At 60.6% G+C, this 19221-nt stretch carries 17 protein-coding genes and 1 tRNA gene; 3 read left to right on the forward strand and 15 right to left on the reverse strand.

The annotated features are described in order from the left end of the window. Positions 1–11: 11 nt before the first annotated feature. Both KUO17_RS20120 and KUO17_RS20125 read right to left on the reverse strand, forming a co-directional pair. Positions 12–2501, reverse strand: coding sequence for a TonB-dependent receptor plug domain-containing protein (locus KUO17_RS20120; protein WP_217977270.1), 2490 nt, complete (start codon positions 2499–2501; stop codon positions 12–14). 250 nt (positions 2502–2751) lie between these two features. Continuing rightward, positions 2752–3702, reverse strand: coding sequence for a LysR family transcriptional regulator (locus KUO17_RS20125; RefSeq protein ID WP_217977271.1), 951 nt, complete (start codon positions 3700–3702; stop codon positions 2752–2754). A gap of 247 nt (positions 3703–3949) precedes the next feature. Here KUO17_RS20125 and KUO17_RS20130 point away from each other — a divergent pair, with 247 nt between their 5' ends. Continuing rightward, positions 3950–5104 (forward strand): cysteine desulfurase family protein, encoded by a 1155-nt coding sequence (locus KUO17_RS20130; RefSeq protein ID WP_217977272.1) that lies wholly within the window; start codon positions 3950–3952, stop codon positions 5102–5104. Between the two features lie 1338 nt (positions 5105–6442). Next, a complete protein-coding gene (locus tag KUO17_RS20135; protein ID WP_217977273.1) occupies positions 6443–6847 on the forward strand; it encodes a hypothetical protein in 405 nt (134 codons plus the stop codon). A gap of 13 nt (positions 6848–6860) precedes the next feature. Here the strand turns inward: KUO17_RS20135 and KUO17_RS20140 are convergent, their stop codons facing one another. The 4 genes from KUO17_RS20140 to KUO17_RS20155 form a co-directional block, all read right to left on the reverse strand. Further along, a complete protein-coding gene (locus KUO17_RS20140) occupies positions 6861–8237 on the reverse strand; it encodes an amino acid permease (RefSeq protein ID WP_217977274.1) in 1377 nt (458 codons plus the stop codon). Positions 8238–8617: 380 nt separating this feature from the next. Beyond that, a complete protein-coding gene (locus tag KUO17_RS20145; RefSeq protein ID WP_217977275.1) occupies positions 8618–8908 on the reverse strand; it encodes a DUF3077 domain-containing protein in 291 nt (96 codons plus the stop codon). A 157-nt stretch (positions 8909–9065) separates the two neighbouring features. After that, positions 9066–9293: a hypothetical protein gene (locus tag KUO17_RS20150; protein ID WP_217977276.1), complete on the reverse strand. Its 228-nt coding sequence runs from the start codon at positions 9291–9293 to the stop codon at positions 9066–9068. A 349-nt stretch (positions 9294–9642) separates the two neighbouring features. After that, entirely contained in the window at positions 9643–10008 is a 366-nt protein-coding gene (locus KUO17_RS20155; RefSeq protein ID WP_217977277.1) for a DUF2388 domain-containing protein, read from the reverse strand. A 334-nt stretch (positions 10009–10342) separates the two neighbouring features. Between KUO17_RS20155 and KUO17_RS20160 the strand changes: the two genes are divergently transcribed. Further along, the gene (locus KUO17_RS20160; protein WP_217977278.1) at positions 10343–11242 is read left to right on the forward strand and encodes an HNH endonuclease; all 900 of its coding nucleotides are present in this window, start codon (positions 10343–10345) and stop codon (positions 11240–11242) included. Positions 11243–11388: 146 nt separating this feature from the next. On the opposite strand, the gene KUO17_RS20165 is transcribed toward KUO17_RS20160, so the two are convergent. From KUO17_RS20165 to thrS, 9 genes are all read right to left on the reverse strand, one after another. Further along, a tRNA-Pro gene (locus KUO17_RS20165) sits at positions 11389–11465 on the reverse strand. Between the two features lie 106 nt (positions 11466–11571). Then, the gene (locus KUO17_RS20170; RefSeq protein ID WP_163947605.1) at positions 11572–11928 is read right to left on the reverse strand and encodes a MerR family transcriptional regulator; all 357 of its coding nucleotides are present in this window, start codon (positions 11926–11928) and stop codon (positions 11572–11574) included. After that, positions 11909–12211: an integration host factor subunit alpha gene (ihfA, locus tag KUO17_RS20175; protein ID WP_002553164.1), complete on the reverse strand. Its 303-nt coding sequence runs from the start codon at positions 12209–12211 to the stop codon at positions 11909–11911. The genes KUO17_RS20170 and ihfA overlap by 20 nt, the downstream gene beginning before the upstream one ends. 3 nt (positions 12212–12214) lie before the next feature. Further along, positions 12215–14590 carry a phenylalanine--tRNA ligase subunit beta gene (gene pheT, locus KUO17_RS20180; RefSeq protein ID WP_217977279.1) on the reverse strand — a complete coding sequence of 792 codons (2376 nt, stop codon included), beginning with the start codon at positions 14588–14590 and terminating at the stop codon, positions 12215–12217. A gap of 35 nt (positions 14591–14625) precedes the next feature. Further along, positions 14626–15642 (reverse strand): phenylalanine--tRNA ligase subunit alpha, encoded by a 1017-nt coding sequence (pheS, locus tag KUO17_RS20185; RefSeq protein ID WP_217977280.1) that lies wholly within the window; start codon positions 15640–15642, stop codon positions 14626–14628. A 107-nt stretch (positions 15643–15749) separates the two neighbouring features. Then, positions 15750–16106, reverse strand: coding sequence for a 50S ribosomal protein L20 (rplT, locus tag KUO17_RS20190; RefSeq protein ID WP_043860801.1), 357 nt, complete (start codon positions 16104–16106; stop codon positions 15750–15752). Positions 16107–16135: 29 nt separating this feature from the next. Beyond that, positions 16136–16330 (reverse strand): 50S ribosomal protein L35, encoded by a 195-nt coding sequence (gene rpmI, locus KUO17_RS20195; RefSeq protein WP_027620572.1) that lies wholly within the window; start codon positions 16328–16330, stop codon positions 16136–16138. 60 nt (positions 16331–16390) lie between these two features. Beyond that, complete coding sequence (gene infC, locus KUO17_RS20200; protein ID WP_217977333.1) at positions 16391–16942, reverse strand: translation initiation factor IF-3; 552 nt, start codon at positions 16940–16942, stop codon at positions 16391–16393. Continuing rightward, positions 16942–18864 (reverse strand): threonine--tRNA ligase, encoded by a 1923-nt coding sequence (gene thrS, locus KUO17_RS20205; RefSeq protein WP_217977281.1) that lies wholly within the window; start codon positions 18862–18864, stop codon positions 16942–16944. The genes infC and thrS overlap by 1 nt, the downstream gene beginning before the upstream one ends. Positions 18865–19221 lie beyond the last annotated feature (357 nt).

The following is a 19221-nucleotide window of genomic DNA, read 5'->3' on the forward strand; positions in this document are numbered from 1 at the left end:
GGCCCACAGGGTTAGAAATCTATGTTCAGGCGGCCGTAGTAGAAGGCGCCGTAGGACCCGAACGGCGAGATCGACGAGTAGTACGAGGCGCCGGAAACATCGGTCACGGTGTGCTTGTCGGGGTACACGTCGAACACGTTGTCGGCGCCCAGCGAGACCCGCACGTTGTCGGTCAGGGCATAGCTCACGTCGACGTCGGTGATCCACTTGGCGCCGAAGGTTTCGTCCACGCCGCCGTTGCTGCTGCCGAGCTTTTTCACCGAGCCGTAGCGCGTGGTGCGCAGGCCGATGTCCCAATCGCTGAGCTGCCAGTTCAGGCCCAGGATGTACTTGGACCGGGGCGTGAGGTCGGTGATGCCACCCAGCTCGGTGCGGTCGAAGCGCGACAGGCCCAGGCTCTGCAACTGCGCGGGATTGGCCTTGAGTTCGGTGATGCTGGCCTTGTTCCAGTTGGCGCCCACGTTGTAGCGCAGACGGCCGTACTGGCCCAGGTGCTGGGTGTAGTCGACCACCAGGTCCAGGCCCTTGGTGCGGGTGTCGAAGGCGTTGGCGTAGTACTGCACCTGCTGCACGTGGGCAAAGCCGTTGGCCGCCAGGATCTGGTCGACCGCCAGGCCCGACAGCGGGCTGATCAGTGCAATGCGGTCTTCGAGGTCGATGAGGTAGGCGTCCAGCGCCACGTTGAGGTTCTGCAACGGCGTCCAGGTCAGGCCCGCCGACACGCTTTGCGAGCGCACCGGCTCAAGGTCTTCGGCGCCCAGGGCGCGGCCGATGGCCGAGTCGGTCTGCACGCGCTTGATCATGATGTCGCGGGTTTCGTTGCCCACTGTGCGCCGGCCCAGGCCAGTCTTGGCATAGCCCTGCTGGATCATCGACGGCGCCACGAAGCCGGTGCTCAACGCGCCGCGCGCGGCCAGTTGCGGGGTGAAGGCGTAGCGGGTGGAGAGCTTGCCGGTCCAGGTGTTGCCCGAGCTGTCGGTGTAATGCTCGAAGCGCCCCGCCGCCCCCACGAACCACTTGTCGGTGACGTCCAGGCCCAGGTCGACATAGGCGGCCGAGTCGCTGCGGCGCAGGTTGACCTCGTCTTCGGGTAGCAGCAGGTAGTTGCCCAGTGCGCCGATCGCGGCCTGCTGGCCGGCACGCGGGTGGCCGACCGGGTAACGGTAGCCGCCGCTGGCGTAGGAGTCGGGGTCGCCGGCTTCGGTGCGGTACTGCTCGTAGCGGTACTCAAGGCCGGTGGCGAAGGTCAGCGGGTTGGCCAGGCCGATGTCCAGCGGGCGGTTGAGGTCCAGGTTGGTGGTCCACTGGGTGAAACGGTTGGTCTGCAGGGTGAAGTCGGTCGGGCTGCTGGTGCCCAGCGACGGGTTGAGGTTGTGGTCGGTGAGCTGCTTCTGGCGGTTCTCGCCGTAGGAGGTGCTCAGGTCCCAGTCCCAGCCGGCCAGGTCGTTGCCGCGCACGCCGAACACGCTCTGGTAGTCAATGCTTTCGAAGGTGAAGTTGGGCGCGATGCCGTCCGGGTACAGCTCGTTGATGATGGTGTTGGAGTTGGGCCGGCGAAAGCCGATAGACACCAGTGCGTCCTGCTTGCCGAAGGTGCTGAAGGAGTACAGCGAAAGGTTGTCCTGCAACGGCAGCTCGGCGTTGTACGACAGGTTGATCTGTTCGATTTCTGGCAGGCCGCCGCCGTAGCTACGCTTGTTGACGGTTTGCTCGCGTGGGTCGGGCTGGCCGTTGACCGGGTAGTAGAAATTGCCGGTGGCCTCGCCGGAGCGCTTGGTGCTGTCCTGCTTCTTGGCGTCGACCGCCAGGTTGAGGAAGCCGTCGTTGGGCAACGCCAGGCCATAGTTGAAGGTTTGCTGGTAGGTCTCGCCGTTGGAGCCCACGCCGCTGGCGTAGTGCGAGCGGCGCCCGACCATGGTGCTGGCACTGCCGCCGCTGCTGTCGCGCTTGAGGATGATGTTGATCACCCCGGCGATGGCGTCCGAGCCGTATTGCGCGGCGGCGCCGTCGCGCAGCACCTCGACACGGTCGACCGCGCTGATGGGGATCAGGTCCAGGTCGGCGGGGTTCCAGCCTTCGATCAATACCGAGTTTTCCGACGCTACCGATCCGCCGTGACGGCGCTTGCCGTTGACCAGCACCAGCACGTAGCCGCCGCCCAGGCCGCGCAGGCCGGCGGCGCGGGCCACGTTGCTGTAGGCACCGCCGGTGACCTTGGCCACGTTGAACGAGGGCAGCAGGTTGGCCAGCGCGTCACGCAGGCTAGCACTGGCGCCCTGCTTCTCCAGGTCCTGGCCGCCGATCACATCGATGGGCACCGCGCTTTGCGCAACAGTGCGCTGGGCGCCGCGGTTGCCCACCGACACCACGGCTTCGAGCACCGGCTCGTCGGCGCTGACCGTGGCCGCCAGGGTGCTGGTGGAGGCCGTTGCCCAGTACAACCCTGCCAAGGTCAGCAGAGCGGGTGAAAAAGCCGAAACGGATGAAAACCTTGCGTGCATGACTGCTCCCCGAGAAATCGCCAGAAAATGGGTGAAACCGGTATTGCGGCGATTTGCCGAGGTCGGCTGGATTTCCGCGAAACGTGAATCGTCGATCGTTGAGACAATTCTATTTATGTATTCAAAAGCGCATTGAATGCGGTAAATGAATAGTAAGCGGCGTTTTTTATCGCAGCAACAGCTTAAAAAAGCTATGCATATTCGTTTAGGGAATATAAGGCGTTGAGGTGCAACGCCTGGGGGGCGGGGATCAGCTGGCGTAGATGCCTTGCATCAAGGCGTCGTGGCGGTTGGCAGGGTGCACGGTCATGCCGGGCAGCAGGTCGCGTGAGGAGTCCTGCAACGCGTCGACCAGCGCCTTGGCCACGTCGGACAGCGGGCTGGCGTAGGCCGATACCAGGCCGAAGTAGAACGGAATGCTGCATTCGATGGGGCGCACCACCACGCCTTCCAACGGCACGCCGAATGCCGTGAACGGGTCGACCAGCGCCACACCCAGACCCACGCGCGCCATCTGCATGGCGATCAGCGAGGTGTTGGTGTCGAGGATGTGTTGCGGCGCCAGGCCTGCTGATTCGAACGCCTTGTCGATACGGCGGCGGAAGCGGTACGGGTTGGAGATGCTGATCAGGGTTTCGCCGGCCAGCTGCTCCATGCCCAGCACCGCGTGGCTGGCCAGCGCTGCATCGGCGGGCAACACGGCCACGCAGGGGGCTTCGCCGATCCAGTGCAGGTCCAGGCCACGGTGTTCCAGCGGCAGGCTGACCACGCCCAGGTCGACGGTCTTGGACAGCACCGCCTGCACGGCGGCTTCGGGGGTCAGGCTCTGGATCTGCAGTTGCTGCGGACGCAGCGCTTGCGGCAGGCGTGCCAGGGCGGGCGGCAATAATCCCGCTGCCAGCGCCGGGGTGGCGACCAGGCGCAGGCTGAGGTTCTCGTCGCGGGCGATGTTCACGGCGCGCTGGCGCACGTGTCGCACGCCTTGCAGAGCGCTCTCCACCTCGGCGGTCATCATGAAGGCCTTGTGCGTCGGCGTGACCTTGGGCCCGCTGCGCTCGAACAGGGCAAACCCCAGTTCCTGCTCCAGCTCCTGGATCAGGCGGGTGATCGTGGGTTGCGAGCGGCCGAGCATCTGCCCGGCACCGGTGACGCTGCCGGCGGACATGACGGCGGCAAAGGCTTCGAGTTGACGCAGGTCCACAGAACCTCCTGGTGATGGTGTGGGGAGCCGGTATTTATACCTGCCTGGCGCAGGACTGTTCACTAAAAAGCGCGCGCGTGAATTTTATTTCTATTAATGATCTTCATTGACGAATAGATTTTCTAACTGCATGTAAATAAGCGAACGATTGTCAAAAATTTTTCCCTCGATCCTCAGTAGCCTATCTGCAGCGCCGCACAGCGGCTGCCGGCCTTGCCTTCCACGTGCACAGAAAAAGACCACGACCATGCCAAACGAACCGCTGTACCTCGACTACGCCGCCACCACGCCCGTTGATGATCGAGTCATTGAAGCCATGCTGGCGTGCCTTGGGCGCCAGGGCAATTTCGGCAACCCTGCGTCCAGCGGGCATGGCTACGGCCAGGCTGCGCGCCAGGCCGTGGACCAGGCGCGACACCAGGTGGCGCGCCGGGTTGGCGCCAGCGTGGACACGATCGTATGGACCTCGGGCGCGACCGAGTCGAACAACCTGGCGCTCAAGGGCATCGCCCAGGGTAGTGACGGCCGGCGTCGGCACCTGGTGACCAGTTGCCTGGAGCACAAAGCGGTGATCGACACAGCGCGTGAGCTGGAGCGCCTGGGGGTTGAGGTCACCTGGTTGAAGCCGGATGCACAGGGGTTGATCCAGCCCGAGGCGGTGCAGGCGGCCATGCGTGAAGACACCGTGCTGGTGTCGTTGATGTGGGTGAACAACGAGCTGGGCACCCTGACCGACATTGCCCGTATTGGCGAGCTGGTGCGTGCGCGGGGGGCGCTGCTGCATGTGGATGCGGCGCAGGCGGTGGGCAAGCTGGAGATCGACCTGAGCAGTCTTGCGGTGGACCTGATGTCGTTTTCGGCGCACAAGGTGTATGGCCCCAAGGGGATCGGTGCGTTGTACGTCGGCCCGCGCGCGCGCGCGATGCTGCAGGCGCAGATGCATGGTGGCGGGCATGAAGGTGGGTTGCGTTCGGGCACGTTGCCCACGCATCAGATTGTGGGCATGGGGGCGGCGTTCGAGTTGGCGGCGGTGCATGGCGATGAGGAAAGCCGGCGCATCGAACAGCTGAGCCAGCGTTTGCGCGAGGGGTTGCTGGCGTTGCCGGGGGTCCGGCTGAATGGCTGTGCGCAGCAGCGCGTCGCGCATACCCTCAACCTGTGCATTACCCGCAGTGGGTTCAACAGTGCGCAGTTGGCGGGCAGCCTGGCGTTGTCGTCGACGTCGGCGTGCAACTCGGCCAGCAATGCGCCTTCGCATGTGCTGCTGGCGTTGGGGTTGGAGCCGGGGCAGGCGTTGAGCAGTGTGCGAGTGAGTGTGGGGCGCTATACCGAGGCGGCGGATGTGGAGCGAGCGATCGAGGTGTTCCGCACCGCGTTGCAAGCGCCTGCTTCGTTCTGGTGAACGGGGTGGTGTATCAGCAACACCGCGTGTAGTGGTTTTGCTGCCGCTACGCGCCAGATCGCGAGCAAGCATGCTCCCACGGCCTTCGGCCAGAGGCGGCTCTTCGGCGTCTGCACCGAACTGCTTCTGGCCGGTAGGCCGTGGGAGCGGGCTTGACCCGCGAACGAGCGCGAAGCGGTCGCAAGGCCTGAATGCAGGGTGCATCAGACACACCGCGCATCGGTTTTACTGCCGCTACGCGCCAGATCGCGAGCAAGCATGCTCCCACGGCCTTCGGCCAGAGGCGGCTCTTCGGCGTCTGCACCGAACTGCTTCTGGCCGGTAGGCCGTGGGAGCGGGCTTGACCCGCGAACGAGCGCGAAGCGGTCGCAAACCCTGAATGCACGGTGTACCAGACACACCGCATTCACCGGTTTTACTGCCGCTGCGCGCCAGATCGCGAGCAAGCATGCTCCTACGGCCTTCGGCCAGAGGCGGCTCTTCGGCGTCTGCACCGAACTGCTTCTGGCCGGTAGGCCGTGGGAGCTGGTCTTGCCAGCGAACGAGCGCGTAGCGGTCGAAAACCCTGAATGCACGGTGCACCAGGCACACCGCGTACACCGGTTTACTGCCGCTACGCGCCAGATCGCGAGCAAGCATGCTCCCACGGCCTTCGGCCAGAGGCGGCTCTTCGGCGTCTGCACCGAACTGCTTCTGGCCGGTAGGCCGTGGGAGCGGGCTTGACCCGCGAACGAGCGCGAAGCGGTCGCAGACCCTGAATGCACGGTGCACCAGGCACACCGCGTGCACCGGTTTTACTGCCGCTACGCGCCAGATCGCGAGCAAGCATGCTCCTACGGCCTTCGGCCAGAGGCGGCTCTTCGGCGTCTGCACCGAACTGCTTCTGGCCGCCAGGCCGTGGGAGCTGGTCTTGCCAGCGAACGAGCGCATAGCGGTCGCAAGACTGAATGCACGGTGCATCAGACACACCGCGTGCACCGGTTTTACTGCCGCTTTGCGCCAGTTCGCGGGCAAGCCAGCCCCCACGCCCTACGGGCAGAAGCTGGTCAGCGATGCATGCAAAAATCCGCTTCTGGCCGGCAGGCCGTGGGAGCTGGCTTGCCAGCGAACGAGCGCGTAGCGGTCGAAAACCCTAGATGGCCTGCACAGTTTAACGGCCGCACCTCTTAAGTAGTAAATCCCCCACCCCGCCTGACCTTCTTTGGTACTGCCACACCCCCGGCGCGCTTGACCTGCAAGCGCCGCCCTCGCGATGCTTGCCGCAGCAAAGCCCCAACCCATAACAACAATAACAAATGAATGGCGCGGCACAGCGCCACTCGGACAAGGAGTTCGCCGATGCTTGGCTACTATGCGCAGTACAGCACCGAATACATCACCACCCTGATGATCGTCACCACGCTGTTTTTCGCTTTGCCTATCTTCATCGCCCCGCTCACCTGGGCCCGCGCCATGCGCTGGACCATTCCCGAACATCAGCACCTGGCCATCTACTTCGGCCGCTGCCTGGGGGCGTTCATCCTGGTGGTTGAAATTGCCATGCTGCGTTCGGCCACCACTGGCACCAGTTTCAGCTATGCGTTCGACATTCTGTTCGTGGTGTTTACCTTGATGTTCGTGGTGCATGTATACGGCGCGATCAAAGGTATCCAGCCGATTACCGAAACCCTGGAAATCGGCTTGTGGATGATGCTGTTGGTGCTGAACATCCTGTTCTATCCCGCCACCAGCATCACCCTATGACACGCCTGGTCGGTCAGTTGCCCGCGTAGCCAACCGCTTTGTCGGCCAGCCAATTGCGCCGCACGAAATAGGCCCCAACCACCAGCACGACCGTAGAGCTGATGAACCAGAGCTGGAAGCGCGACGCGGGGTCGAACGCCTGGCTGCCGATCACGCCCAGCAGCGCCAGCAGCGCGACGATATTGGCGTACGGGAAGAACCACGCGCGGAACGCCTTGGGGTCAACCGGTTCGTGGCGGGTTTTCCAGCGCATGGCCAGGTGCGCAATGATGATGAAGATCCACACGATCATCACGAAGGTGCCGCTGCTTTTGGCCAGCGTCATGAACAGGTCGCCGCCGCTCACGAAGTGCACCGTCAGAATGGTCAGGCAGATGCACAGGCTGAGCAGCAGCGCATTGAGCGGCACACCCTTGGGCGTGGTGCGCGAGAACAGCTTGGGCGCGTGCCCACGTTGGCTGAGCGAGAACAGCATGCGCGAGTTGGAGAACATGAACGAGTTCATCACCGACATGAACGAGACGAACAGCACGATCTTCATCGCGACCGCAGCGCCACCGAACCCGGCCAGGGTAAACAGCGACACATACGGCGATGCCAGGTTGGCCTTGTCGGTCCAGGGCAGGCACAGGATCAGGATCGACACGGAGCCGACGTAGAACAGCATCACGCGCAGGATCACGCTCTTGATTGCCCGGATCACGTTCTTGCGCGGGTTCTCCGACTCGCCGGCCGCCACGGCGGCGATTTCGCTGCCGCCCAGCGAGAAGATAACCACGATCACCCCCGCCATCACCGGCGACAGGCCATTGGGCATGAAGCCGTCGTGCGCGGTCAGGTTGACCAGGCCCGGGGACGGTATGTCGCTGTGCAGGCCGAGCAGAATCGAGAGGCCCAGCAGCATGAAGATCACGATGGTCGCGACCTTCATCGCAGCCAGCCAGTACTCCACTTCGGCGAACGACCGGACCGAGTAGGCATTGCTCGCCATCAGCGTCACCAGCATGAGGAACGCGCCGGCCCAGATGGGCAGCCACGGCAGAAAGTCATGCAGGATGGCGCCCAGCAGCACCGCTTCGAGGGTGATGGTCATCATCGACTTGAACCAGTACAGCCAGCCGACCGTAAAGCCTGCCCATTCGCCCAGGTACATATTGGCGTAGGTCGAGAACGAGCCCGCGTCGGGCGTGCGGCAGGCCATTTCGCCGAGCATGAACATCACCAGGGTGACCACCACGCCGCCGATGAAGTACGACAGGATGGCGGCCGGCCCGGCCGAGGCGATCAGTGAGCCGGAGCCCATGAAGAGCCCCGCACCGATTACCCCGCCCAGGGCGATCATGGTGATGTGACGTTGTTTCAGGCTTTGCTTGAGACTGTTGGTTTGCATTTGCTTGACCTCTCTTATTATTGGGAGGAGTCGACAAGGTGCCGGTGTGCGAGATGGCTCGCCGCACTCGGAAAATGTCGTCCCCCAACACAGGCAACGTCTTGTGCCTGCGTCCACGCGCTGCAGCCTTTTTTCTAGGCAATGGCTATCAGGGTTGCACCTTGGACGGCAGGGCCTGGTAGCTCAAGCGAATTCTGAGCACAACATCCTGCATTTTTTTCCTGAGGGCGCTGTTGCAGACGGGTGCCGGCCCCAGGAACGCCGCAAAACCCTGTGGGAGCTGGCTTGCCAGCGAACGAGCGCGAAGCGGTCGCGGCCCCTGCGCGCAGTGGAGAGCAACGACCAAGTCGCCGCCCTCCCCTGCGCCGTGCAGCGTGCTGCTAGTCGGTGAGCATGGCGTGCGCCACGTCCTCGACCAGGGCCTTGGACATGCCGCTGAGGTAATGCGCGGCCCACACCAGCGAACCGTCTTGCTGGATGCCGGCTTGCAGGGTGAGTTTGTACACGCAGCTCATGAGCATGGCGGCTTGTTCCAATGCGAAGTCCGCAGAGTGGCCGGGCTGCACGCGGAACAGGCGTTCGGCGCTTGAGCCCGTGTCGCCTTCACCGAAGGTGCCGACGCCGATGGTTTTGGTGGTGTTGGTGGCAGGTGCAATCGAATCCTTGTTCATCCGAAACTCTCCTGGCGTTTGCCAATTTCAGGAGGTGTGGGGGCTGGGCTGCCTGTAGGCTGCACTGGCACGCAAGAGCGCCGCATAACCTTGTGGGAGCTGGCTTGCCAGCGAACGACCGCAACGCGGTCGCAGATCCCCCAAGCCCCCCACCCTATCAATGCGTGCGCTGAACCCGGCTCAACACCATTTCCACCAACCCGCGCGCGTGCTCGAGCTCATGCACGGCCGTGAGGCTCAGCATCTGCTGGGGTGTTCGGGAATAGAGCGCGGCCGCCTGCTGCGACACGGTCTGGGCGCAGAGCAGGTATTCGGAGAGCTGGATGAGGATGTCTTCGAGGGAGTGGGTGGCGTGGTGCGGTGGGTCTGGGACGATTTTTAGCATGACGATCTCCAACACTGGTGGAGCCGCCACAGACCCGCTGTCAATCAGAAAGGTGGCAGCTGTACGCGGGTTGACAGACCGAGAGCATTGGAACCCGGCGCACACGAGTGTGCCCCACGCACAGCCGCCATAAAGCGACACACGCAGAACAATGCTCGTCGGTCTGTCAAAACCGGTCGTTGAATGGGCAACGACGGAGGGAGCCTAGTCGGCTGACAGAGCCGGCGCAATGGCTGGCGTGCGGCGGGAGTATGATTGGGAAAGGGACTACAGGGAATAGGGAAAATCTGAGGTTTAGATGTTACGGATTGCAAATCCGCGTCAGAACGGCTCGTTCGCGAGCAAAGATTTAGTCAGTTGGCTGATAAGCGAGAATCGCCATCGCCAACTGCATATCGTCCTCAGGAGTGACCGGGCGAGTAGCTCGTAGTGCTGACAATGCTGCCTGCAGTTCTACGCCCAGAATATCGCCATTGCTTGCCACGAAGGCAGCGGCGTCGTTACGAGCGTCAATGATCTTTTGATCGTTGTTGTTGCTGCTATTTCGGGTGCTGATTTGGCTGTCCTCGGTCGCCGTGACGGGGTATAGCGTCACAGCCAGCGACGACGAAACGATGACCCCGAAGAACGTGGGTTCCACGGCGCGTCCATCCACGGCTTGGGCGGACAGGGTGTAGGAAAAACTGAGCACAATTGTCGCTATAAGCTTGCGCACCTGCTCGCTCCCTGCGTTAGTCAGATCGTCGAAAAAGCAATGTACGCGCATTCTTACGAAGTATCGACTGGAGGAGTATCAGAGGGCGAAATCAGATAAATCGCGGCCAGACGCTCACCATTGCGAACCACAGCCCGCCAAGGCCTGCTGTTACATGATTTGGCACAGATCAGCCGATCGGGGACTAACAAAAAACTGCTACCTATCAAGTAGGTGGCAGCGCTACGTAGGTTTACAGACCGAGCACTCTAGGACTGGCACGTAGGACCGTTCCTTCCTCTGCGTAAGATCATGCGTTAGAGTCAATGGCAATACGCCATGCTAAGGACGCGAGATGCAGTTTTTCTGGGTGAATCTGGGTGCGACCCACAAGGAAGCAAAGAAGGAAGGGTTTTTGTGGGCCCCATTGAAGTCAAGGTCAGTCAACGGGAAACTGCAGCGCAGGGAGCACTGGGACAACGTCGGCGAGGTTAAGTCTGGCGACCTGATTTTTTGCTATCACGATAACTACGTGCGAGGCGTAGCTCAGGCCCAGCAGGACGCATACGTCTCCGAAAGGCCGCCGAGTCGCTCTTTTAAAGAGTGGGAGCAGGAAGGCTTTCGCGTGGATGTGTTTTATGAAGAACTGAAGCGACCGATTCGGAACGAAGAGATTGGGCCAGCGTACCAAGCACGATTCGACAGTCGGACCAGGCCAACGCTGTTCAACAGAACGGGTGGCGTTAACCAGATATACATGGCGAAACTGCCAGCTGACGCTGCTCTGTTCTTACTAGAACAGGCAGATATCATTGCAAACTATGAAGATAAAATCGTTGATTCGGGATCACCTGAAAGGATCAGCTCAACGACACGGGAAGCAATCATCAAGGCACGGGTTGGACAAGGTGTTTTCCGCTCTAAACTAATAAAGCGTTGGGAGGGTAGATGCGCTTTAACTGGTGTCCAGAACCCCAATTTGCTGGTGGCATCACATATTGAGGCATGGAGCCTGGCGGACAATGACGCCAGACTTGACCCTGAAAACGGCCTCCTGCTTGCAACTCATATTGATCGACTGTTTGATTGCGGGCTTATTTCCTTTCAGCACGATGGCAAGTTAATTATCAGCGAGAAACTCACAGCGGGCGAGCGCGAGACCTTTGGTCTGAATCGGTATGATGGAATCAAAACATTAAGTGAGCAGAACCTCACATACCTAAAAAAACACCGAAGTCGATTTAGCCTAAGCTAATTCCGGGTTTAATAGTTCCACCCCAGCGTAAGCTGATAGGCTGTAGAAGCCGAAAGATGAGATGAAAAAGATCAAAGAAGACACGCAAAAGTCACGCACATGAAAAAGGCCATCCCTTTCGGAAATGGCCTTATTCACTAAATATATGGTCGGGACGGAGTGATTCGAACACTCGACCCCTTGCACCCCATGCAAGTGCGCTACCGGGCTGCGCTACGCCCCGACTGGGCTTGAAGCATGTTCCCCTGATTGCTGAGAACGATGAAGAATTTACCTTAACCTTTTGAATTATGGAAGCTTTTTTTCCAAAATTCCTGACACGGCCAAAATCACTTCTTCAACACCCCCAGCACATCCTCCAACTCGACAATCATCTGCCGAATCATCTGCTTGTACTGGGTCGTGTCATCCTTGGCTTCGTCCCCCGACAGGCGCAGCCGCGCACCGCCGATGGTGAAGCCCTGGTCGTACAACAGCGCCCGGATCTGCCGGATCATCAGCACGTCCTGGCGCTGATAATACCGGCGGTTACCGCGGCGCTTCACCGGGTTAAGCTGGGGGAATTCCTGCTCCCAGTAACGGAGCACGTGCGGTTTTACCGCACAAAGCTCGCTCACCTCACCAATGGTGAAGTAGCGTTTGCCTGGAATCGGCGGAAGCTCGTCGTTATGACTTGGTTCCAGCATAGGCCTCAACTCGGGCTTTCAACTTCTGCCCTGGACGAAAGGTGACGACTCGACGCGCCGTGATCGGGATCTCTTCACCCGTTTTCGGGTTGCGGCCCGGCCGCTGGCGCTTGTCGCGCAAGTCAAAGTTGCCGAAACCCGACAATTTGACCTGCTCGTTGTCTTCTAGAGCGTGCCTGATCTCTTCAAAAAACAGCTCGACCAATTCCTTGGCCTCGCGCTTGTTCAGGCCCAACTCCTCATACAGCCGTTCGGCCATCTCAGCTTTCGTCAGAGCACCCATACGCTATTTCCTTAACGTGGTGTTCAACCTTTGTTCAAGCGAGGTGAGAATGTTTTGCGTGGTGGCGTTCACCTCATCGTCGTTAAGAGTGCGCGATGGATGCTGCCAGGTCAAGCCGACCGCCAGGCTTTTTCTATCAGGATCAATACCTTTACCCTGATACACATCAAACAGCCTGAGGTCTGTCAGCCACTCACCCGCATTTTCACGGATCACGTCCAGCACCGCGCTGGCCGCCACGTCACGCCCTGCGATCAACGCCAGGTCACGACGCACTTCTGGGAACTTGGACAGTTCGTGGAATTTAGGCAGGCGCCCTTCCACTACGTCGGCCAGTACCAGCTCGAACACGTAAACGGTGCGGTCCAGGCCCAGGGTCTTGACCAGCTCTGGGTGCAAGGCGCCCAGGTAGCCGACTTCGACGCCGTCACGCTCGATGCGTGCGGTCTGGCCCGGGTGCAACGCCGGGTGCTTGCCTGGCACGAAGGTGAAGTCGTTGAGCGAGCCGGAGAAGCCCAGTACCGCTTCGACATCGGCCTTCACATCAAAGAAGTCGATGGTGTCACGGCCGTTGGCCCAGCCTTCCGGCAGGCGGCTACCGCAGATCACGCCCGCCAGCATCGGCTGCTGCTTGAGGTCACCCAGCTGGCCAATGAAGCGCTGGCCGCTTTCGAACAGGCGCACGCGGTCTTGCTGACGGTTGAGGTTGTGCTGCAGCGCCTTGACCAGGCCCGGCCACAGGCTGGCACGCATGGCCGCCATGTCGGTGGAGATCGGGTTGGCCAGCAGCAGCGGCTCTACGCCCGGGCTGAACAGTTCGAACAGTTTAGGGTCGATGAAGCTGTAGGTGATCGCTTCCTGGTAGCCACGCGCAACCAGCAGGCGACGCAGCGCCGGCAGCTCACCACGGGCTTCAGGCCTGGCCTGCGGGGCCAGGCGCGCTTGCGGGTAACGTACCGGCAGGCGATTGTAGCCGTACAGGCGGGCCAGCTCTTCGATCAGGTCGACTTCCAGGCTGATGTCGAAGCGGTGGCTGGGTACTTCTACCTGCCACTGCCCGGCTTCACCGCTGGTTTTCAGGCCCAGGGCGTTGAGCAGTTGCTCGACGTGGGCGTTGTCCATTTCCATGCCCAGCATCTGGGTGATGCGCTCGGCACGCAGAGTGACCGGAGCGATGTTGGGCAGGTGCTCAGGGCTGACGGTTTCGATCACCGGGCCAGCTTCGCCGCCAACGATGTCCAGCAGCAGGCCGGTGGCGCGCTCCATGGCTTCGCGGGCCAGCTGCGAGTCTACGCCACGCTCGTAGCGGTGCGAGGCATCGGTGTGCAGGCCGTAGGAACGGGCCTTGCCCGCTACCGAGATCGGCTCGAAGAAGGCGCTTTCAAGGAAGATGTCATTGGTGGTGGCCGCAACGCCGCTGTGCTCGCCACCCATCACGCCGGCAATGGCCAGGGCGCGATCATGGTCGGCGATGACCAGGGTGTCGGCACGCAGGGTGACTTCCTGGCCGTCGAGCAGGACCAGCTTCTCGCCCTCCTCGGCCATGCGCACACGAATGCCGCCATTGATTTCAGCCAGGTCGAAGGCGTGCAGCGGCTGGCCCAGTTCGATCATCACGTAGTTGGTGATGTCGACGGCAGCGTCGATGCTGCGCACGTCGGCACGGCGCAGGCGCTCGACCATCCACAGCGGGGTCGGGCGCGACAGGTCGACGTTACGGATAACGCGGCCCAGGTAACGCGGGCAGGCCGCCGGCGCGAGTACTTCTACCGGGCGCACGTCGTCGATGCTGGGCGCAATGGCCGGCACGATCGGGCGGGTGACCGGGGCGGCGTACAGGGCGCCGACTTCACGGGCCAGGCCAGCCAGGGACAGGCAGTCGCCGCGGTTCGGGGTCAGGTCGACCTCGATGCTGGCGTCGTCCAGGTCCAGGTAGACGCGGATGTCCTGGCCAACCGGGGCGTCTGCCGCCAGCTCCAGCAAGCCGTCGTTCTCTTCGCTGATCTGCAGTTCAGCGGCCGAGCACAGCATGCCGTTGGACTCCACGCCACGCAGCTTGGCCTTCTTGATCTTGAAGTCGCCCGGCAGCTCGGCGCCGATCATGGCAAACGGGATTTTCAGGCCAGGGCGCACATTCGGCGCACCGCACACTACCTGGAAGGTCTCGCTGCCGTTGCTGACCTGGCACACGCGCAGTTTGTCGGCGTCGGGGTGCTGCTCGGTGCTCAGCACCTCGCCCACGATGATGCCGCTGAATTGACCGGCGGCCGGGGTTACGCTGTCGACCTCAAGACCGGCCATGGACAGACGCGCCACCAGCTCGTCACGGGATACCTGCGGGTTGACCCAACCGCGCAGCCACTTTTCACTGAATTTCATCCTGCTCTCCTAAAGATTCGTTACGGGTGCGCGACCTAGCGAAATTGCGCAAGGAACCGCAAGTCGTTGTCGAAGAACAGGCGCAAATCGTTGACGCCGTAACGCAGCATGGCCAGGCGCTCGGCCCCCATGCCAAATGCGAAGCCCGAGAACTCTTCAGGGTCGATGCCCGACATGCGCAGCACGTTCGGGTGCACCATGCCGCAGCCCATGACTTCCAGCCAGCCGGTCTGCTTGCACACACGGCAACCTTTGCCGCTGCACATCACGCATTGGATATCGACTTCAGCCGAAGGCTCGGTGAAGGGGAAGAACGACGGGCGGAAACGTACCGCCAGCTCTTTTTCGAAGAACACACGCAGGAATTCTTCGATGGTGCCTTTGAGGTCGGCAAAATTGATGTCGCGATCGACCAGCAGGCCTTCGACCTGGTGAAACATCGGCGAGTGGGTAATGTCCGAGTCGCAGCGGTAGACGCGGCCCGGGCACACAATGCGGATCGGCGGCTGGGTGGACTCCATGGTCCGCACTTGCACCGGCGAGGTGTGGGTGCGCAGCAGCATGTTGGCATTGAAGTAGAAGGTGTCATGCATTGCACGGGCCGGGTGGTGGCCAGGAATGTTGAGCGCTTCGAAGTTGTGGTAGTCGTCTTCGACTTCCGGGCCTTCGGCAATGCCGTAGCCGATATGCGTGAAAAACTCCTCGATGCGTTCGAGGGTACGGGTGACAGGGTGCAAACCACCGGAGGTCTGGCCACGGCCAGGCAAGGTGACGTCAATGCATTCGGCGGCCAGGCGAGCGCTGAGCTCGGCTTCTTCATAGGCAGCCTTGCGGGCGTTGAGCACCTCGGTAACGCGTTCCTTGGCATCGTTGATCAGCGCGCCGACTTTGGGCCGCTCTTCAGCTGGCAGGTTGCCCAGGGTCTTCATCACCTGAGTCAGTTCGCCTTTCTTGCCAAGGAATTGAACCCGGATCTGCTCCAGGGCATTGATGTCTTCAGCGCGCTCCACAGCCTCGAGGGCTTGGGAGACCAACGCATCCAGGTTTTCCATGTACAGACTCCAGATACAAAATAGGGGAAGAGCTTACAGGCTCTTCCCCTATCTATGACGTTTAACATCCGCCGCCGACATCGACGGCGAATGATTGTCGTGGGTACTTAAGCCAGAACGGCTTTAGCCTTCTCGACAATCGCAGCAAACGCCGCTTTTTCGTTCACTGCCAGATCAGCCAGAACTTTGCGGTCGATTTCGATCGACGCTTTTTTCAGGCCAGCGATCAGGCGGCTGTAGGACAGACCGTTGACGCGAGCACCAGCGTTGATACGAGCGATCCACAGAGCGCGGAACTGACGCTTTTTCTGGCGACGGTCGCGGTAGGCGTATTGGCCTGCCTTGATGACCGCTTGCTTGGCAACACGGAATACGCGCGAGCGTGCACCGTAGTAACCTTTAGCCAGTTTCAGAATTTTCTTGTGACGCTTACGAGCGATGACGCCACGCTTTACACGAGCCATGAGTAACTTCCTCTATCTAGAACCAAAAATTAACGAAGGCGCAGCATGCGCTCGACTTTTGCAACGTCCGACGCGTGCAGCAAGCTGCTACCACGAAGTTGACGCTTACGCTTGGTCGACATTTTGGTCAGGATGTGGCTCTTGAAAGCGTGTTTGTGCTTGATGCCGTTAGCCGTTTTCAAGAAACGCTTGGCTGCACCGCTTTTGGTTTTCATTTTTGGCATGTTCGGATACTCCGCATTCAGTTGATAAACATAACCGCAAGGCCTGCCGTGCCCTGGTGGTTATTTCTTTTTCTTGGGGGCGATGACCATCAAAAGCTGGCGTCCTTCCATCTTAGGATGCTGTTCGACGGTTCCGTATTCGACGAGATCAGCTTCGATCCGCTTCAACAGTTCCATACCCAGCTCCTGGTGGGCCATCTCACGACCACGGAATCTCAGAGAGATTTTGGTTTTGTCCCCATCAGTAAGGAAACGTACCAGGTTGCGTAGTTTTACCTGGTAATCCCCTTCCTCCGTCCCTGGACGAAACTTGATTTCTTTGATCTGGATGATCTTCTGGTTCTTCTTCGCCGCAGCCTGCTGCTTTTTCTTCTCGAACAGGCTTTTGCCGTAGTCGAGGACTTTGCAGACAGGCGGAACGGCGTCAGCAGAAATTTCTACCAGGTCCAGTTTCGCTTCTTCAGCGATACGAAGCGCTTCTTCAATCGAGACGATGCCCAACTGCTCGCCGTCAGCGCCAATTAACCGAACCTCACGTGCCGAGATATTCTCGTTGATCGGGGCCTTCGGTGCAGCTCGTTTATCTTGTCTCATATCACGCTTAATAGTAATTACTCCGAATCTTGGCGACCACGCCGGGAAACCGCTTGCGCGAGCAGGTCCGCAAATTGGGCGACGGGCATGGAGCCCAGGTCAGCACCTTCGCGGGTACGCACAGCGACAGTTTGCGTTTCGACTTCCCGATCCCCGATAACCAGGAGATAGGGAACCTTGAGCAAGGTATGCTCGCGGATTTTAAAGCCGATTTTCTCATTTCTCAAGTCGGACTTGGCACGGAAACCGCTTTCGGCCAGAGTTTTTTCGACTTTTTGCGCGAATTCCGCTTGTTTGTCGGTGATGTTCATGATCACCGCCTGCGTTGGCGCGAGCCAAGCCGGGAATGCGCCTTCGTAATGCTCGATGAGAATTCCGACGAAACGCTCGAACGAACCGAGGATTGCACGGTGCAGCATCACAGGATGCTTGCGGCCGTTGTCTTCGGACACGTATTCGGCGCCCAGACGGATCGGCAGGTTGAAGTCGAGCTGCAGGGTACCACACTGCCACACGCGGCCAAGGCAATCCTTCAGCGAGAATTCGATTTTCGGACCGTAGAACGCCCCTTCACCCGGCTGCAGGTCGTACGGCAGGCCGGCGCTGTCGAGGGCTGCGGCCAGTGCACCTTCGGCACGGTCCCACAGGTCGTCGGAACCTACGCGCTTTTCCGGACGAGTGGAGAGCTTGAGCTCGATGTCCTTGAAGCCGAAGTCCTTGTACACGTCCAGGGTCAGCTTGATGAACGCGGCCGACTCGGACTGCATCTGCTCTTCGGTGCAGAAGATGTGCGCGTCGTCCTGTACGAAGCCACGCACGCGCATGATGCCGTGCAGTGCACCCGACGGCTCGTTGCGATGGCAGGCACCGAACTCTGCCAGGCGCAGCGGCAGCTCGCGGTAGCTTTTCAGGCCCTGGTTGAACACCTGCACGTGGCACGGGCAGTTCATCGGCTTGATGGCGTAGTCGCGGTTCTCGGACTGGGTGGTGAACATGTTGTCACCGTAGTTGGCCCAGTGCCCGGATTTTTCCCACAGCGAGCGGTCGACCACTTGCGGGGTCTTGATCTCGAGGTAGCCGTTGTCACGCTGTACCTTGCGCATGTACTGCTCGAGCACCTGGTACAGGGTCCAGCCGTTGGGGTGCCAGAACACCATGCCCGGCGCTTCTTCCTGGAGGTGGAAGAGGTTCAGGCGCTTGCCGATCTTGCGGTGGTCGCGCTTTTCGGCTTCTTCGATGCGCTGGATGTAGGCGGCCAGCTGCTTCTTGTCAGCCCAGGCGGTGCCGTACACACGCTGAAGTTGCTCGTTCTTGGCGTCGCCGCGCCAGTAGGCACCGGACAGCTTGGTCAGCTTGAACGACTTGAGGAAGCGCGTGTTGGGCACGTGCGGGCCACGGCACATGTCGACGTATTCTTCATGGAAGTACAGGCCCATGGCCTGTTCATTCGGCATGTCTTCGACCAGGCGCAGCTTGTAGTCTTCGCCACGGGCCTTGAACAGCTCGATCACCTCGGCGCGCGGGGTGACCTTCTTGATGACGTCGTAGTCCTTCTCGATCAGTTGCTGCATGCGCTGCTCGATCGCCGCCAGGTCTTCCGGGGTGAAAGGACGCTCATACGCGATGTCGTAATAGAAGCCTTCGTCAATGACCGGGCCGATCACCATCTTGGCGGTCGGGTACAGCTGCTTGACCGCATGACCGACCAGGTGAGCGCAGGAGTGACGGATGATCTCCAGCCCCTCTTCGTCCTTGGGCGTGATGATTTGCAGGCTGGCATCCTGTTCGATCAGGTCGCACGCGTCGACCAGCTTGCCATTGACCTTGCCGGCCACGGTGGCCTTGGCCAGGCCTGCGCCAATGGAAGCGGCTACATCCGCTACGGTTACGGCGCTGTCGAACGAACGTTGACTGCCATCGGGAAGAGTAATAGTGGGCATGGCGCCTCCTCTCCTAGTGGTGACCCCTACCAAAGGTCACGTGGGTTGGGATGAGCCAGTACGCGATTCGACCCTGTCTTTGCTATGCAAAGCCTGCCTCACAGTGGCAGAAGCCCAAGGGCCTGCCAGGGTACGAACCAGAGTGACTGGATACGTATATATAGAAAGAAAGATTTGAGCGGCACGCTGCAAGCGGCAAGACGAAACGGCCAAATCCTGAGCCAGGCATGCTAGCACAAAGCTTTCGGCAGATTTGGCGCCGCGCCGGGGATATGCAGAAATATTCTGAAATTAGATCGAAGCGGTGAACTTGAGCGGTTTTTTTCCGATCAGAGATTAGGAAGCGACCTACTCTAG

The organism is Pseudomonas aegrilactucae (assembly GCF_019168305.1).
GTDB classification, from domain to species: domain Bacteria; phylum Pseudomonadota; class Gammaproteobacteria; order Pseudomonadales; family Pseudomonadaceae; genus Aquipseudomonas; species Aquipseudomonas aegrilactucae.

Excerpts from the sequence above, each read along its gene's own strand:
- thrS (WP_217977281.1), bottom strand. The coding sequence starts at position 18,864 with ATGCCCACTATTACTCTTCCCGATGGCAGTCAACGTTCGTTCGACAGC.
- rplT (WP_043860801.1), bottom strand. The coding sequence starts at position 16,106 with ATGGCTCGTGTAAAGCGTGGCGTCATCGCTCGTAAGCGTCACAAGAAA.
- KUO17_RS20170 (WP_163947605.1), bottom strand. The coding sequence starts at position 11,928 with ATGCTGGAACCAAGTCATAACGACGAGCTTCCGCCGATTCCAGGCAAA.
- KUO17_RS20150 (WP_217977276.1), bottom strand. The coding sequence starts at position 9,293 with ATGCTAAAAATCGTCCCAGACCCACCGCACCACGCCACCCACTCCCTC.
- KUO17_RS20145 (WP_217977275.1), bottom strand. The coding sequence starts at position 8,908 with ATGAACAAGGATTCGATTGCACCTGCCACCAACACCACCAAAACCATC.
- ihfA (WP_002553164.1), bottom strand. The coding sequence starts at position 12,211 with ATGGGTGCTCTGACGAAAGCTGAGATGGCCGAACGGCTGTATGAGGAG.
- pheS (WP_217977280.1), bottom strand. The coding sequence starts at position 15,642 with ATGGAAAACCTGGATGCGTTGGTCTCCCAAGCCCTCGAGGCTGTGGAG.
- KUO17_RS20140 (WP_217977274.1), bottom strand. The coding sequence starts at position 8,237 with ATGCAAACCAACAGTCTCAAGCAAAGCCTGAAACAACGTCACATCACC.
- rpmI (WP_027620572.1), bottom strand. The coding sequence starts at position 16,330 with ATGCCAAAAATGAAAACCAAAAGCGGTGCAGCCAAGCGTTTCTTGAAA.
- KUO17_RS20160 (WP_217977278.1), top strand. The coding sequence starts at position 10,343 with ATGCAGTTTTTCTGGGTGAATCTGGGTGCGACCCACAAGGAAGCAAAG.
- KUO17_RS20130 (WP_217977272.1), top strand. The coding sequence starts at position 3,950 with ATGCCAAACGAACCGCTGTACCTCGACTACGCCGCCACCACGCCCGTT.
- KUO17_RS20135 (WP_217977273.1), top strand. The coding sequence starts at position 6,443 with ATGCTTGGCTACTATGCGCAGTACAGCACCGAATACATCACCACCCTG.
- KUO17_RS20120 (WP_217977270.1), bottom strand. The coding sequence starts at position 2,501 with ATGCACGCAAGGTTTTCATCCGTTTCGGCTTTTTCACCCGCTCTGCTG.
- pheT (WP_217977279.1), bottom strand. The coding sequence starts at position 14,590 with ATGAAATTCAGTGAAAAGTGGCTGCGCGGTTGGGTCAACCCGCAGGTA.